This is a genomic window from Imhoffiella purpurea (assembly GCF_000585215.1).
Lineage (GTDB): Bacteria > Pseudomonadota > Gammaproteobacteria > Chromatiales > Chromatiaceae > Imhoffiella > Imhoffiella purpurea.
In genome coordinates this window covers 57839-72790 of record NZ_AONC01000028.1, presented here as the reverse complement: position 1 = coordinate 72790, position 14952 = coordinate 57839, and the positions used below count along the sequence as shown (strand labels likewise).

Sequence of the window (14952 nt, the reverse complement as noted above, 5' to 3'; positions counted from 1 at the left end):
TCGGACAGTGGCGGCTCATGAGCCCTTGGCAGCGGCCGAGAGGTTCGAGTCGACAGGCGATGGCGGCCTATTGCGCCCTACGCCTCGAGGCTCGAGGGAACCGCCTCAGCCTTCCCCATCCTCGATATAGCGGGTCTCGATCAGTGGGCTGGTGTCGAGCGTGCGATGGACGGGACAGCGCTCGGCGATCTCGAGCAGACGTCTGCGCTGCGTGGCGTCGAGCGCGCCGTGGATGTTGAGCCGCTGGACGATGCGGTCGACCCGGCCGTTCCTCTGTTCGCAGCTCTCGCGGTCCTCGGCATAGGTGCGCTCGTGCCTCAGCCTGACCTCGACGTCGTCGAGCGGGATGCCGTGGCGCTTGGCGTACATCCGCAGCGTCATGGAGGTGCAGGCGCCCAGCGCCATCAGCAGCAGCTCGTAGGGCGTGGGGCCCAGATCCGATCCGCCGGCCGGCTTGGGCTCGTCCGCCAACCACTGGTGGCGGTCGGTGTAGAGCCCGCGCAGGAAGCGGGTGTCGACCTCGGTCACCATCACCTCGCCGTGCTCGACCTTGGGCGCGGTGCCCGTGCTGGGCTCGAAGACGTGGCTGCCGATCCCCAGATAGCGGCTGGCCCAGGCGACCAGGGTCTCGGCGACGTATTCGGCGTCCTCGCGGTTGCTCAGCATGTGGTCGGCCTTGTCGAGCGAGATGAAGCTCTTGGGGTGACGCGCCGACTGATAGATCTTGGCCGCCTCCTTGATGTCGACGATGGTGTCGAGCGGCGAATGGAACACCAGCAAGGGGCGTCCCAGGTGGCGGATGTGATCGGCCGACCCGTATTGCTCCAGGTCCTCGAGCAGCTGTCTGCGGATGCGGAAGCGGCGCAGACCGATCTTGACCTCGGCCTCTCCTTCCTCCTCCAGCTGACCGCGCGCTCCGCTGAAGAGATGCTGGACGTGGGCGGCGGTCGCTGGCGCCCCGATGGTCACCACGGCCTCGACCGAGGGCAGCTGAGGCGCCGCCGCCAGGACCGCGGCACCGCCCAGGCTGTGACCGATCAGGAGTGCCGGGGCCTCGAAGTCCTGTTCCAGCTTGCCGGCCGCCGCGAGCAGGTCCTGGACGTTGGAGGAAAAGTTGGTGTTGGCGAAATCCCCGTCGCTGTTGCCGAGTCCGGTGAAGTCGAAGCGCAGCACGGCGATCCCGCGCATCGCCAGCGCGCGGCTGATGCGGCTGGCGGCGGCGACGTCCTTGCTGCAGGTGAAGCAGTGCGCGAAGAGGGCGTAGCGTGCGACCGGCGTGCGCTCGGGCGGCATCTCCAGGAGGCCCACGAGGGTATGCCCTTCGGCGTTCGGGAATTCGAGTTTGATCCGTGACATGCGAAATCTACCAAGGCGATGGGTGCGAGTGGTTGGGCTGAAGATCCTTGACCGATCCGGTATCGGAATCGGTCCGGTGCTCGCCGGATGTTGCGCCGCAATATAACCGGTAAAGGTCGTGGTGGGGCAAGTGTGTGGGTGAAAAGTTCAATTCAATCATTGAATTGAATTCTGAAATTCGGTCTTTTCGGCGCTCTTCCGGAGCGGTGGGGCGGGGATGGGAATCGAGACAAAGCGGGTTCGGCGTGGCAAAGTGATCTCATGAGTGCCTCAGATCGTCCATTGCGTGCCCGCGTCCATCTGGATGCGATCCTCCACAACTATCGTTTCGCAAAAGGTTTCGCCCCGGCGAGCCGGGCGCTCGCCGTGGTCAAGGCAAACGCCTATGGCCATGGCTCGGTCGCCGTGGCTAGGGCGCTGGCGTCCGAGGCGGACGGTTTCGCCGTGGCCTGTCTGGACGAGGCGCTGGAGCTGCGCGACTCGGGAATCCAGGCTCGGATCCTCCTGCTGGAGGGCGTCTTCTCGCCGGACGAGATCGTCCAGGTGGACCGGGCCGGTCTGACCATGGTGGTACATTGTCGCGAACAGCTGGGCTGGCTGCTCGCGGCACGTCCGGAGCGCCCGCTCGCCTGCTGGATCAAGGTGGACTCGGGGATGCATCGGGTCGGTTTCGCGCCCGAGGCGTTCGCCGAGATCCATGCGGCCCTGAGTGGCTGCGGGCATGTCGGCGAGGTGGGCGCCATCAGCCATTTCGCCCGCGCCGACGAGCTCGGCCACCCCTATAGCGAGCGTCAGATCGCCGCCTTCGATCGCGCCCTCGGCGGACTCCCGGTCATGTCGAGCCTGGCCAATTCGGCGGCGGTTCTGAGCCTGTCCCGGGCGCATCGCGACTGGACGCGTCCGGGGATCATGCTCTACGGCATCTCGCCCTTCGTCGATCCCCATCCGTCGGCGGGCGAGCTGCGGCCCGCCATGACGCTGGAGTCGGGCATCATCTCGGTGCGAACGCTCCAGGCCGGAGACCCGGTCGGTTATGGCGGGCGTTTCGTCTGCGATCGGCCGATGCGTGTCGGGGTGGCCGCGATCGGCTATGCCGACGGCTATCCGCGGCATGCCCCGGACGGCACGCCGGTCCTGGTCGACGGACGTCCGACCCGTCTGGTCGGACGCGTCTCCATGGATATGATCACGCTGGACCTGACCGGGATGGATGACGTGGGGCTTGGGGCGCCGGTCCAGCTGTGGGGCGATCGGGTGCCGGCCGCGGAGGTCGCGCGGCTATGCGGTACCATCGCCTACGAGCTCTTCACCGGGATCGGCCGGCGGGTACCCCTCGTCCATGAGGGCGCCTGATCGGTTCGCGGTCTTGACCGAAATCAACATTTCGCATTCTCTGGACGCCCCGTAACCTGGCCCCTATAGAATTTCCGCCGGTCGGCCGACGCATCCAGTCTCGGATCGATTGATATGCGTCAGCGCATTTTGATCGCGAGAGGGATCAAATAGTCGGGGTCAGGTGGCGAGGCATGCGTTGGCTCGCCCCATCGATCGTCGCGATCGGCGATCTACGCGGTCGGACGCGCATGTCCCGTCCATATGTTTCCGGCCTTTATCGCTATTACTCTCGAAGCCCCGGGGCGTCGTATGCTCGTTGCGCTTGTCTTGATCCTGCTGCCACCCATCGCCATGATTCTCTGGCGCTTTATCAAGGGGCCGGATGCCCCGAACCGGATTCTGGCCCTGGATACCCTGAGCGTTCTCTTCATCTCCCTGCTGGCGCTGCTCGCGATCCTCGAGGGCCGGAGCATCTATCTCGATGTCGCCTTCGTCTTCGCCCTGGTCGGATTCGCTGGGGTCGTACTCTTTGGTCGTTTTCTCGAGAAGGAGGTCTGAGTGGAGCTTCTGGGCTATGGGTTGATGCTGGGAGGCGCCTTCTTCTTCTGGGTCAGCGGTCTCGGTCTGATCCGCATGCCGGACGTCTTCACGCGGATGCACGCCGGTGCCAAGTCGACCACCATGGGCTCGCTGCTCATGCTGTTCGGCGCCGCCTGCGTGACGCCTGAGTGGGCGCCGCGTCTGCTGCTGCTCGCGCTCTTCATCCTGCTGACGAACCCGATCAGCTCCTCGGTGCTCGCGCGTGCGGCGCATCGCAGCGGGACGGTCGGCGCGCGGCTGGTCCAGGACGACTACGCGACCCGGCAGACCGCAGGATCGGCGAGCCGGCCGGATGACGGCGACGAGGCGATTCAGGAGGTGCGCTCGTGACCGCTCTGCTCGCACTGCTGCTCTTCGCCTGGATGATCGCCGGGGCCTGGATCGCCATCTCGCAGGACGATCTCCTGCAATCCGTGGTCGGTCTCTCGCTCGTGAGCCTGGGGGCCGTCGGGCAGTTCTTTCTGTTTCAGGCGCCCGACGTCGCCTTGACCGAGGCCGCGATCGGCGTGGCCGCCAGCAGCTTCGTGCTGCTCATGGGGGTCCGCCAGTTCGGCCGATACGAAGACAAGGAGCTGAAATGACCGGCGTTCCACTGCGCAAGAGGGTCAGCGTCAAGACGCTGCTGCTCGTCCTGCTGTGCGGCTGGCTGTTCGCCGCGCTCCTCGGCGTTCTCCTGCAATTCGGGCTGGACGGCCAGTCGGCGAGCGTCGGCGACGCCCTGCTCGAGCGCAATGCCGAGACGGCCTCGGCAAATGCCGTCACCTCGGTCGTGGTCAGCTATCGCGGCTTCGATACCCTGGGCGAGGTGACCGTACTCTTCCTAGCGGCGACCGGGATCGGTCTGCTCTTCGGCGGCCGCAGGCCGGCGGACGGCGGGATCCTGGGGGCGTCCGGCACGCCGCCCAACGAGATGGTGGTGACGGGCGTCCGTCTTCTGTTCCCCATCCTGATCCTGCTGGGCGTCTATGTGGTGCTGCACGGCCACCTTTCTCCCGGCGGCGGCTTCCAGGGCGGCGTCATCATCGCCACGGCCTTTTTCCTGCGCATGCTGGCCGATCCGGCCTTCCGTCTAGAACATGGCCGAATCGGACTGCTCGAGTCGCTCTCGGGTAGCGGCTTCGTGCTCATGGGGCTTCTGGGACTGACGCTGGTCGGGACGGCGACCTTCCTCGGCAATTTCCTCCCCCATCCGGTCGCGGAGATGGGACGCCTGCTGAGCGCGGGCGTGATCCCGATCATCTACTCTCTGGTCGGGGTCAAGGTCGGGGCGGAGGTCGCCGCTATCTTTGGGGACATGCTGGAGCGGGATGCCCGGCAATCGGCCGATCCGCCCGTCGAGGCATCGGACGCCTAGCCCTTTTCCGTGGCCGCTCAGCCGCTGGCGGCTGAATGCTGGCCACTCGAGTTGTATTGAGGAGTTGTAGGCGATGTTGGCCTTCCTGAATGACCCCGGGGTGCTCCACGGCATCGTCGTACTGGGAACCCTGATCCTCTTCTTCATCGGTCTCTACGGCCTGCTGGCCAAACGGCACCTGCTGAAGGTGTTGATCGGCATCGCGCTGATGGAGCTGTCGGTGTATCTGCTCTTCATCGGACTGGCGACCTCTCCGGGCGAGACGGCGCCGATCCTCTCCGATGGGCTCCGCTCCTTCACCCACATGGCCGATCCCGTGCCCCAGGCGCTGACGCTGACGGCCATCGTCATCGGCCTCGCGGTGCTGGCGCTGGGCGTGAGCCTGGCCATCCAATATCACCGCCTGACCGGTCGGGCCGACGTCGCCAGTCTGACCGAGCTGAAGGAGCCCCGATGACCCTGCCGCTCACGCCCGTCTGGTTCGTCGCACTCCCGCTGCTGCTGGCCTTCGCCTCGCCGCTGTGGGTCCGTCTGCGGCTGCTGATGCCCTTGCTGGTCGGTACGCCGGCCGTGCTGTTGCTGCTGGCCCTGGCGCTCCTGCCGGAGGTTCGGATCGCGCCGCTGGTGGAGACCATCGTCATCGCGCCGCCCCTGGGGATCCATCTTCAGCTGGACAGCGCCTCCTGGATCCTGGTCGCCCTCATCAGCTTCACCGGGCTCCTGGCGACCGCCTTCATCTGGCTGGGCGACGGCGAGTCCTATCTGCGCGACCGTCGGGCCTTCATCTTCCTGCTGCTCCTGATCGCCGGCTGCAACGGCATGGTGCTGACGGGGGATCTCTTCAACCTTTATGTCTTCCTGGAGATCTCGGGGGTCAGCGCCTATGCCTTGAGCGCGCTGCGGCGCGATGCCCCGGCTCTGGAGGCCGGGCTCAAGTATCTCCTCATCGGTTCGGTGGCCGCCGTCTTCTTCCTCTTCGCGGTGGTGCTGGTCTATCTGCAGATCGGCCAGCTCAATCTGGCCGCGATCGCTGAGGGCTTCGCCGGAATCCCGGGCCCGATGCAGATTCTCATCGGTCTGCTGATGCTGGTCGGACTGGGCATCAAGGCCGAACTCTTCCCCTTCAACTTCTGGGTTCCGGACATCTATCAGGGCAGCCATCCGGTGGTGGCCGGTCTCTATTCGGGATTTCTGGTCAAGGCTTTCCTCTTCGTGCTCTTCCACCTGGTCTTTCTGCTGCTGGCGGATCCCGGGGTCGCGGGCGCCTGGCTGATGGGGTTGGGCGCGGCCACCATGCTGGTCGCCGAGGTCGTGGCGCTGCGTCAGGACGACATGCGGCGCATGCTGGCCTATTCGTCGCTCGGGCAGATCGGGCTCATCGCGCTGGCGCTCGGCTTCGGTGCGGAGGCGACCACGGCCGGGGGGCTGTTCCACATGGCCAATCATACGCTGATCAAGCTGGTGCTCTTCCTGACCGCCGCCGTCCTGATGCGCAGCTTCGTCTCGGCGCGGCTCGCGGATCTCGCCGGGGCCGGCCGGGCCAGACCCCTGGCGGCGGCCTTCTTCGTCCTGGGCGCGCTCGCGGTCATGGGGCTGCCGCCCCTGAACGGATTCGCCAGCAAGCTGTGGATCCTCAAGGGCTTCGCGGAGGCCGGCGTCTTCTGGCCGGTCGCGCTCGTCCTGCTGGCGGCCCTGATCGAGGCCGGGTACTACTTCCGCTGGATCAAGGTGCTCTACGAGCCTCGGGCCGATCTCCCCGAGGCGCGAGCCGTGGAGCGCTGGGGCTATGCGCCCATCGCCGTGGCCGCCGGCCTCATCGTCCTGCTCGGGGTCGCGCCCTTCCTCGTCGACGATCTCTTCATCGAGGGCGCCCAGGCCCTGCTCGATCGTGGAGCGGCCTTGAGTGCCGTGCTGGGGGCCGGGTCATGAGCGCGATTCTCCGTCTTCTCTTCCTTATCGTCTCTCTGAGCCCGGGCCTGTTGCTGCTGGCTTGGGACGGGAGTCTCTCCTGGACCCTGATCGACGGGGTGCGGCTCAGCCTGACGCTGACGCCCCTGGCCGGATTCTTCATGGTGCTCCTGGCGGTGGCCGCCCCCCTGGTCGCCCTGCCCATGCTGCGCCGGCCCCTCGACTGGTCGTCGCTGGCGCTCTATGTCCCGCTCGTGCTGGGGATGGAACTCCTGCTGCTCGCGGGCGATTTCATCAGCTTCTTCATCGGCTGGGAGATCATGACCTGGAGCAGCTATCTGCTTCTGCTGCGCTCGCCGCGCGCGGATCTGGAGACCTCGCAGTCCTATATCCTCTTCAACCTGGCCTCGGCCTTTCTGCTGCTGGCCGGGATTCTGTTCTACTACAGCCTCAGCGGCGATTTCCGGATCGGTCCGTTGGCCGGTACGACCTTCGGCCAAGAGTTGATCCTGGCTGTTCTGCTCGGGCTCGCCTTTCTCATCAAGGTCGGAACCCTGCCGCTGCACATCTGGGTTCCGAGCAGCTACGACCAGGCGCCGGATCTCTTCAGCGCCTTCCTCTCGGGCGCGATCTCCAAGATGGGGGTCTACGGACTGATTCTGCTGCTGACGCTCTTCCCCGATGCCCTGACGAGCCTCGCCGGCCGCTTGCTCGAGGGCCCCGCGGCCGGATATCTGCTGGCCTGGATCGGTGTCGTCACCTCCGTCGTCGCCACCTACAAGGCGATCGCACAGGAGGACATGAAGCGTCTGCTGGCCTATTCGTCCATCGCCCAGGTCGGCTACATCACCACGGCGATCGGCGTCGGCAGTTCGCTGGCCCTTGCTGGGGCGCTCTATCTCGCCCTGGTGCATACCCTGGTCAAGGTGCTGCTCTTCATCAGCGTCGCCGGGATCGTGCTGCAGACCGGGCAGCGCCGCTTCAAGGATCTCGGCAAGTTGATCGAGCGGATGCCGGTCTCCTTCTTCGGGGTGCTGATCGGCATCATCGGGCTCGCCGGCATGCCGCCGCTGCCCGGGTTCGCCGCCAAGTATCTGATCTTCGTCTCGCTGGTCGACGCCCGCTGGCTGCTGCTGCTCGCGGCCATGATCCTGGCCAGCACGGCGGCCTTCATCTACTGCTACAAGCTGATCTACGGGCCGTTCCTGGGGCATGCCAATTCGCCGCAGGCGCGGGAGGCACGCGAGGCGCCCTTGATCTATCTGGTGCCCCAGGTGATCCTCATGGCGCTGCTGGTGCTGTTCGGGTTTCTGCCCGGACTTCCGGTCCAGGTCCTGATCGATCCGGTGCTGGTCGCGCTGGGGATGGAGACGATCGGCGGGGCCTCTTGGGCGGAGCTCACCACCACCTACGGCGGCTACGACGGCGTCGTCCTCATGCTGGTCTTCATCATCGCCTTCGTGCTGGTCACCGGGATCTTTCTCCTGCTGCGCGGGCGCATGCATCGCGCGGGCAGCCCCTACGATCTGAGTTATGCGGGCGAGGTCCCAACCGAGGGGACGCCTTTGCATTATGGTGCCGGCATGGGGCGCGAACTGCATCGCATCCCGCTGGTCGGCTGGATCCTGCGCCGGGGGACGCGCGGCTTCTACCTGGGGCTGGCGGGGCAGATGCGTGCCGCGGCGGCGTTGCTGGGTAGCCTCTATGTCGGCCGGCCCCAGATCTGGATCCTGATCGCCGTGGTGGTCTTCGCGGCGAGTCTCGCCGCTCAGTCTATGTTGGGAGGGCTGTGATGCACGCCGTCGTCGATTCGCTGGCCATGATCGGGGTCAGCTACGTCATGGGCTTCCTCTTCTACGGCTTCTACCGCCAGTTCAACGCCCGCGTCCAGCGCCGCTGGGGGCCGACCATCTGGCAGAACCTCTTCGACAACATGAAGTTCTTCTTCAAGTCGGAGACCCTGATCCACGGTCCCATGTTCTTCTTCGGTCCCATGATCATCATGGCCGGGGCCTTCACCACGGTGCTCTTCGTCCCCTTTCTCAAGGACTCGGACTGGCTGCAGGGCTTTTCCCAGTACGGCAACCTGATCCTGATCATCTATCTGCTGGTGGTGGGCCCGCTGGGTAACGCGCTGGCGGTGGGGTCGAGCGGCAATCCATTCGGCGTCATGGGCGTGACCCGGGGTCTGACCCGGCTGATGGGGCTCGAGGTCCCCTTCTTCCTGGGGTTGGCCATGGTGATGCTGCAGCACGAGACGGCCTCGGTGCATGCCATCATGGCGGCGCAGGACAGTCTGGCCCACTGGGGCATCGTCACCAACCCGATCGCCTTCTGCGTCATCCTGCTGCCCTTCATCGGCAGCCAGCACGGCGCGCCCTTCGACGTGGTCGGGGCGCCGGTCGAGGTCTATGCCGGGCCGCGGGTCGAGTTCGGCGGCCGGCTGCTGGGCGTGCTCATGACCCAGCGGATGATGATGTCCATCGCCAAGCTGGTGCTGCTGGTCGATCTTTTCCTGGGCGGGGCCACCAATATCCTGGTCCTCATCGCCAAGGCATTTTCCCTCTTCCTGCTGACGACGGTGATCAGCATGGTCTTTCCCCGGCTCAAGACCGAGCAGGCGGTGGACTTCTTCTGGAAGGTCCCGCTGGGGCTCGGCGTTCTGGGGGTGATCCTGACCGTCTGGCTACCCTCCTGGAGCGCCTGATGTACCACAAGACCCAATGCGAAGGTTTTCAATGCGAGCAGGCCATGCTCGAGGTTCCGGGAGAGGCCGAGTCGATCCGGCAGGGCGTGCTCGAACGTCTGGTCTCCTGGATGCGGCACAGGAGCCTCTTCGTGCTCGCCTACGGCACCGGCTGCGGGGCGATCGAGATGCGCCCGCTCATGACCAGCCGTTTCGATGCCGAGCGCTTCGGCATCGTCGGCGCGGCGACGCCGCGTCAGGCCGACGTGCTCATCGTCAGCGGCTATCTGGCGCTCAAGACGCTGCGCCGGGTCATCCGCAGCTACGAGCAGATGCAGGAGCCCAAGTACGTGATCGCCCTGGGCAGCTGTACCATCAACGGCGGCATGTACTGGGACTCCTACAACACCATCAAGCAGGTGGACCGCTACATCCCGGTCGACATCTTCGTCAATGGCTGCATGCCCCGGCCCGAGGCCCTGATCGAGGGCTTCGTCGCCCTGCAGGGGCGCATCAAGAACGGCGAGAAGGGCGGCTATCATCACTACCGCGAGCACATCGACTGGTACAAGGCCAACCAGCGCAAGGTGCTGGGCGACCAGATACCCCCGACCTATACCTGCGACTGGTATCACGCCGGGGGCGTCGTCTGATGCTGGAAGACCTTTTGCCCAAGCTGCCGGGCTTCGAGATCCTGGAGCAGAGCCAGCGGCGGCCCGATCAGGCCTTCCTGCGCGTGCCCAAGGCCCAGCTCTTCTCGCTGCTCGGTCAGCTGCAGCGACAGCACGGCTTCGCGACCCTGGCCACCATCGCCTGCACCGACTGGATGGAGGAGGACGTCTTCTGCCTGTCCTATGTCCTGGAGACGGCCGAGCGCGATCGTTCGCTCGTCGTGCAGGTCTGGATCGGTCGCGACGGCGAGGCCATCTCGACCGCCATCCCGCTCTGGCCCCAGGCCGAGGTCTTCGAGCGCGAGCTGCACGAGATGTTCGGCATTTCGATCGAGGGTCACCCCAGTCTGGGCGACTTCATGCTCGAGGGCTGGACCGGCATCCCGCCGATGCGGCGCGAGTTCGACACCCTCAAGTTCGTCGAGGAGACCTACGAGATGCGTTCCGGGCGCGAGGACAACCAGGACGTGCGCGAGGCCATCCGCAGGCGCAAGGAGGCCAAGAAGGCCGCGAAGGCGCCGCCGGCGGCGAAGGCCGATCCCGCGCCCGCCGTCTCCAAGCCCGAGCCGGGGGAGGGCGGCGCATGAGCGACACCATCAAGATCTTCCACGGGCCCCAGCATCCGGGCGTCACCGGCAACATGAGCCTGGAGCTGGACCTGGACGGCGAGACCATCGTCAAGGCCGTGACCCACGTCGGCTATCTGCACCGCGGCTTCGAGAAGCTGATCGAGCGGCGCACCGTCATCCAGGCCTTCACCATCGTCTGCCGCATCTGCGTGCCCGAACCCGACCCCAACGAGGAGAACTTCGCGCGCGGCGTCGAGGAACTGCTGGGGCTCGAGGTCAGCGAGCGCGCCCAGTACATCCGGGTCATGATCCTCGAGCTGGCGCGGCTTCAGGCACATATGCTGTGGCTCGCCGGTCAGGGCGGGTCCATCGGTCACGAGATCGTGCCCCAGTGGGCGGTCGGCGAGCGCGACTACATCCTCGACCTCTTCGAGGCCATCACCGGCGGTCGCGTCTACCATATGTACATCTATCCGGGCGGCGTGAAGCGCGACCTCCCGGAGGACCTGCCCGAGCATCTGACCCGGTTGCTGGATACGCTCGAGGCGCGCCTGCCCGAGTACGACCGCATCTTCTTCGACAATGCCGTGGTCAAGAAGCGGCTGCAGGGCGTGGGCGTGGTCAGCGCCGAGGAGTGCATCCGCAACGGCTACGCAGGCCCGGTGATCCGCGCCTGCGGCATCCCGCGCGACGTGCGCAGGGATGCGCCCTATCTGGTCTACGACCGGCTCGATTTCGACATCCCGACCCAGACGGCCGGCGACGTCTATGCGCGCGCCCTGGTGCGGCGCGCCGAGATGCGCCAGAGCATTCGCATCCTGCGCCAGGTCCTCGAGCAGCTCCCCGAGGGTCCCATCCAATGCAAGCTGCCCAAGCACCGCAATCTCAAGGTGCCCAAGGGCGAGACCTATGTGCAGTCCGAATCGGCCCGAGGTGCGTTCGGCTATTTCATGGCCGGGGACGGGTCGCCCTATCTGCGTCGGCTGCAGGTGCGCGGGCCTTCCATCATCCATGCCTTCACCCTGCTGGAGCGGCTGCTGGAAGGCGCCCAGCTCTCGGACGTGGCCCTCATCATGACGTCTCTGGGCATCTGTCCGCCGGAGATCGAGCGATGAGCGCCGTGTCCGGCCGCATCCCCTTCGTCCTCTTCGGGCAGGCAATCGAACCGCTGAGAACCCAAAGCGCGCACAGGATGTCCTGCGATGGCTCGGGCATCTTCCTGTACCACTCGGACGCTCGTCTTTTTTCGCGTCCTTGGCGCCTTTGCGGTTCGAATTGCCAGGTTCAGGCTCACTAATCACGCGCAGGAGTCGTCATCATGACCTGGAATCCAGATATCAAGGGCATCGTCCATCCATTCAGTGCATTGGGGCAGGGCTTCAAGCGGCCGCATACCCTGAACTACCCGGTCGAGCGCCGCCCCGACGTGACCGGCTACCGCGGTTTCCACGTCAATACGCTGAGCACCTGCGTCGGCTGCGGAAACTGCCAGGACATCTGCATGAACGAGGCGATCGACATGGTCGAGCCTCTCCCGGGTGCCGTCATGAACCCCAAGAACGCGAGCGGTCTGGTCCCGCGCATCGACTACGGGCGCTGCTGCTGGTGCGGGCTCTGCGTCGACGTCTGCGGTCCCGACTCGCTGAGGCTGGAGGCCGAATGCGTCTACGTCAGCGCCGACGGAGACAGCTTCCTCTACATGCCGAAGGACAAGTGAAGAGAGAGCTTTCAGCCGTCAGCGATCAGCCTCCAGCCGTCGTTTTGCGGAGGCTTTTGCTCCTTTAGCCTTTTGCCGATTGGGTGGTTCCATAGCTGGGGGCTATCTATTCCACAACCCTGGAGATTGAGACATGCATCGGATTCAGTGGGGGCTGGCCCTATTCATCATCTGGGTCGGTCTCACCAACAGTGCCGATCCGCAGGAACTGGTCGCCGGTCTTCTGGTGTCTGCCGTCATCGTCTGGCTGACGATACCGGCTGCAGCCTCGGATGCCTTGAGCCGGCCCTGGAATCCGCTTGCGCTCCTGGCCTATATGCCCGTCTTCCTCAAGAACCTCGTGCTCGCCAATATCGACGTCGCCCGGCGCGTGCTCAGCCCGAGCCTGCCGATCAATCCCGGCATCGTGCGGATCAAGACCCGGCTCGAGAGGCCCTACCAGCGTCTCATCCTGGCGAACAGCATCACGCTCACACCGGGGACGGTCACCCTGGATATGGATGGCGATGAGATGTACGTCCACTGGATCGACGTTCGGGAATCCGATCCCGAGCGCGCCGGGGCGGTGATCAAGGATGCGATGGAAGACGCCATCGAGAGGATCTGACGGCCGATGCGCCCCTCGGCGCCTCTAGAGCGGCGGCGCCGTCGCGATCATCGACCGCCGCTGGCTGAATTCCGCGTGCCAGTCGGTCAACTCGGGGCGGTTGCGGCGCCAATCCTCGACGGCCCCGCGCAGGTCGATATAACCGAGCGCCACCGCCACCGAGATGGTGCCGAGATCGACCCGATCGCGCAGTGCCTCGACGTCCTGTTCCAACAGATCCAGCGCCCGCTCGATCGCCCGCTGCTTGAGCTCCAGCCACCAGTCCCAGCGCAGGTCCTCGGGACGTTTGACGCCTTCCATGAAGATGAGGATGGCCGCATCCATGATACCGTCGGCCAGCGCCTGATCGCGCAGCACCCGCCAGTGCATCTCTCCGGTCGGCGGGATCATGGGCCGGCCCACGTGCTGGCGGTCGAGGTATTCGCAGATCAGCGGACTGTCGAAGAGCGTCTGGCCGTTCTGCAGGACCAGGGTCGGGACCATGGACAGGGGATTCTCGGCGGTCAGGGCCTCGGGCTCGGACCAGCCGTCGGTCGTCTCGATCCCGACCTGGTCGATGAGGCCCGTCTCGTGCAGCAGCACCATGACCTTGCGGACATAGGGCGAGGTGTGTGAGTGACGCAGTAGCATCCAGTCCTCCGGTAATCGTGATGTCATCTGGCGGAGTCTGGAGTTTAACCTCGTCCCATATGAGATCGAGGAAATTTGTCAGTATTTCAGCGGATACTGATGTTCGCCCAGTCTTCGAAGTTCATCCCTCGGTCCGGACCTGTCCCCGATAGCCCAGTCGGTCGGACAGAGTTCGTCCTGCTTCTCTTAATTCTTCAACCCAGTCCAATCGTCTGCGGTTGATCGGCGCCGACACCGACAGTCCGGCGCTGACATTGCCGGTGCCGTCCTGGATCAGCACCCCGATACAGCCTACGTCCATCTCGGCCTCCTCGTCATCGAGTGCATAGCCGCGCTCGAGAGACTGGGCGCATGCGGCGATCAGGCGCGGCAGGTCGGTGATGCTGTTGCGGGTATAGGCGGGCAGGTTGGTGCGGGCGGCGTAGGCGCGGATCGCGTCCTCGCCCGCAGCGCCCAGCATCAGCTTGCCGACGGCGGTGACATGAAGCGGTGCGCGCGATCCGATCAGCTGCTGAACGTGGATCATGCGGTTCGGGGTCGCCTTCTCGATATAGACCACGGCGTCGCCCTCGCGGATGGTGAGATTGACCGTTTCGCCGAAGCGGTCGCGCAGATCCTCCATGATGGGCAGGGCGATGGCGCGCACGTCGACGTTGCCGTGCAGCCGCACGCCGAGCTGCAGTAGCCGCAGTCCGAGCCGGTAGTGCCCGGCCGCGTCCTTCTCGACGAAGCGGTTGTGGATCAGCGAGGCGAGGATGCGGTGGGCCGTGGAGACGTTCAGCCCGGTCTCGGCAGCGAGGATCTTGAGACTGACCGGGTCTGGATAGCGGGCGATGGCATCGAGCAGCGAGGCCGCGCGATCGATGACCTGGATGCCGGAAGGGCTGTCTTGAGCCATGGCGGATTCCTCGAAATGAATTCCGCATGATGAAATCAGATTTTGCGCCACTTGTCTCAAGAGTTGGTGTCGTGAGCTGAACCGAACGGCTTTGCGTCGGATTTTCTGAGCGTAGACAATTCTTCGGTCGAGCCCGCATCCGGAAGGTCTTCATGATCTATGCGGCCCTTGACGATAATGAACGATACGCACAGGACTACCCAGACGAGGCACAGACTATGAGCCGATTCGCCGAACGTTTTCGTGAAGAAGGCATTCAGGAAGGTATGCAGCAAGGCATGCAGCAGGGTATGCAGCAAGGCGAGGCCCGGCTCCTGGCGCGACAACTGCATTTGAAGTTCGGCGAACTGCCCGAAGAGGTTCAGTCCCGGATCGCCCAGGCCGACGAGTCGACCCTGCTCATATGGTCCGAGCGGGTGCTCACGGCGACCTCGCTCGAAGAGGTGCTGCACTAGCGAGCCCTCCGATGTCTCGCTCGACTGTTTTGGATAATCCGAGCACGCGACCTCGATCTCCATCTCCTCGCTGCTGCGATTCTGGGTGCGATGACAGGTGATATTTCATAATGTGGAATTCATCCTCTATTGTGAAATTCGCTTTCCCTCACTAGATTCTCCTCAA

Annotated in this window: 18 protein-coding genes; 15 read left to right on the top strand and 3 right to left on the bottom strand. The window is 65.1% G+C overall.

All coding sequences use genetic code 11. The annotated features are described in order from the left end of the window. Positions 1-105: 105 nt before the first annotated feature. Positions 106-1356 (bottom strand): bifunctional alpha/beta hydrolase/OsmC family protein, encoded by a 1251-nt coding sequence (locus tag D779_RS09795; RefSeq protein WP_043753186.1) that lies wholly within the window; start codon positions 1354-1356, stop codon positions 106-108. Between the two features lie 261 nt (positions 1357-1617). Between D779_RS09795 and alr the strand changes: the two genes are divergently transcribed. From alr to D779_RS09720, 14 genes are all read left to right on the top strand, one after another. Beyond that, positions 1618-2709, top strand: a complete 1092-nt coding sequence (gene alr, locus D779_RS09790; RefSeq protein ID WP_043753184.1) for an alanine racemase — start codon at positions 1618-1620, stop codon at positions 2707-2709. Positions 2710-3000: 291 nt separating this feature from the next. Continuing rightward, positions 3001-3249, top strand: a complete 249-nt coding sequence (locus tag D779_RS09785) for a monovalent cation/H+ antiporter complex subunit F (RefSeq protein WP_043753182.1) — start codon at positions 3001-3003, stop codon at positions 3247-3249. Then, positions 3250-3621, top strand: coding sequence for a monovalent cation/H(+) antiporter subunit G (gene mnhG / locus D779_RS21635; protein WP_081763441.1), 372 nt, complete (start codon positions 3250-3252; stop codon positions 3619-3621). After that, entirely contained in the window at positions 3618-3872 is a 255-nt protein-coding gene (locus tag D779_RS09775) for a Na(+)/H(+) antiporter subunit B (RefSeq protein ID WP_043753179.1), read from the top strand. Before mnhG ends, D779_RS09775 begins: the two co-directional genes overlap by 4 nt. After that, on the top strand, positions 3869-4645 hold the full coding sequence (locus tag D779_RS09770) for a Na(+)/H(+) antiporter subunit B (protein ID WP_052348017.1): 777 nt from the start codon (positions 3869-3871) through the stop codon (positions 4643-4645). Before D779_RS09775 ends, D779_RS09770 begins: the two co-directional genes overlap by 4 nt. A gap of 73 nt (positions 4646-4718) precedes the next feature. Further along, entirely contained in the window at positions 4719-5102 is a 384-nt protein-coding gene (locus D779_RS09765; protein ID WP_052348016.1) for a sodium:proton antiporter, read from the top strand. Continuing rightward, complete coding sequence (locus D779_RS09760) at positions 5099-6574, top strand: complex I subunit 5 family protein (RefSeq protein ID WP_043753176.1); 1476 nt, start codon at positions 5099-5101, stop codon at positions 6572-6574. Before D779_RS09765 ends, D779_RS09760 begins: the two co-directional genes overlap by 4 nt. Further along, positions 6571-8346 (top strand): proton-conducting transporter transmembrane domain-containing protein, encoded by a 1776-nt coding sequence (locus tag D779_RS09755; RefSeq protein ID WP_043753174.1) that lies wholly within the window; start codon positions 6571-6573, stop codon positions 8344-8346. The genes D779_RS09760 and D779_RS09755 overlap by 4 nt, the downstream gene beginning before the upstream one ends. Next, positions 8346-9260: a respiratory chain complex I subunit 1 family protein gene (locus D779_RS09750; RefSeq protein ID WP_043753172.1), complete on the top strand. Its 915-nt coding sequence runs from the start codon at positions 8346-8348 to the stop codon at positions 9258-9260. Before D779_RS09755 ends, D779_RS09750 begins: the two co-directional genes overlap by 1 nt. Beyond that, positions 9260-9892, top strand: coding sequence for an NADH-quinone oxidoreductase subunit B (locus D779_RS09745; RefSeq protein ID WP_081763440.1), 633 nt, complete (start codon positions 9260-9262; stop codon positions 9890-9892). Before D779_RS09750 ends, D779_RS09745 begins: the two co-directional genes overlap by 1 nt. Further along, complete coding sequence (locus D779_RS09740; protein WP_043753170.1) at positions 9892-10497, top strand: NADH-quinone oxidoreductase subunit C; 606 nt, start codon at positions 9892-9894, stop codon at positions 10495-10497. The genes D779_RS09745 and D779_RS09740 overlap by 1 nt, the downstream gene beginning before the upstream one ends. Next, a complete protein-coding gene (locus tag D779_RS09735) occupies positions 10494-11594 on the top strand; it encodes an NADH-quinone oxidoreductase subunit D (RefSeq protein ID WP_043753169.1) in 1101 nt (366 codons plus the stop codon). The genes D779_RS09740 and D779_RS09735 overlap by 4 nt, the downstream gene beginning before the upstream one ends. Positions 11595-11797: 203 nt before the next feature. Beyond that, complete coding sequence (locus D779_RS09725; RefSeq protein WP_043753167.1) at positions 11798-12196, top strand: 4Fe-4S dicluster domain-containing protein; 399 nt, start codon at positions 11798-11800, stop codon at positions 12194-12196. Between the two features lie 133 nt (positions 12197-12329). Next, positions 12330-12803 (top strand): Na+/H+ antiporter subunit E, encoded by a 474-nt coding sequence (locus tag D779_RS09720; protein WP_043753166.1) that lies wholly within the window; start codon positions 12330-12332, stop codon positions 12801-12803. A gap of 24 nt (positions 12804-12827) precedes the next feature. Here D779_RS09720 and D779_RS09715 read toward each other — a convergent pair whose 3' ends face one another. Continuing rightward, positions 12828-13433 (bottom strand): glutathione S-transferase, encoded by a 606-nt coding sequence (locus tag D779_RS09715; RefSeq protein WP_043753165.1) that lies wholly within the window; start codon positions 13431-13433, stop codon positions 12828-12830. Between the two features lie 121 nt (positions 13434-13554). Then, positions 13555-14331, bottom strand: a complete 777-nt coding sequence (locus tag D779_RS09710; RefSeq protein ID WP_043753164.1) for an IclR family transcriptional regulator — start codon at positions 14329-14331, stop codon at positions 13555-13557. A gap of 218 nt (positions 14332-14549) precedes the next feature. On the opposite strand from D779_RS09710, the gene D779_RS09705 reads away from it, so the two are divergent. Continuing rightward, complete coding sequence (locus tag D779_RS09705) at positions 14550-14786, top strand: DUF4351 domain-containing protein (RefSeq protein WP_232424147.1); 237 nt, start codon at positions 14550-14552, stop codon at positions 14784-14786. Positions 14787-14952 lie beyond the last annotated feature (166 nt).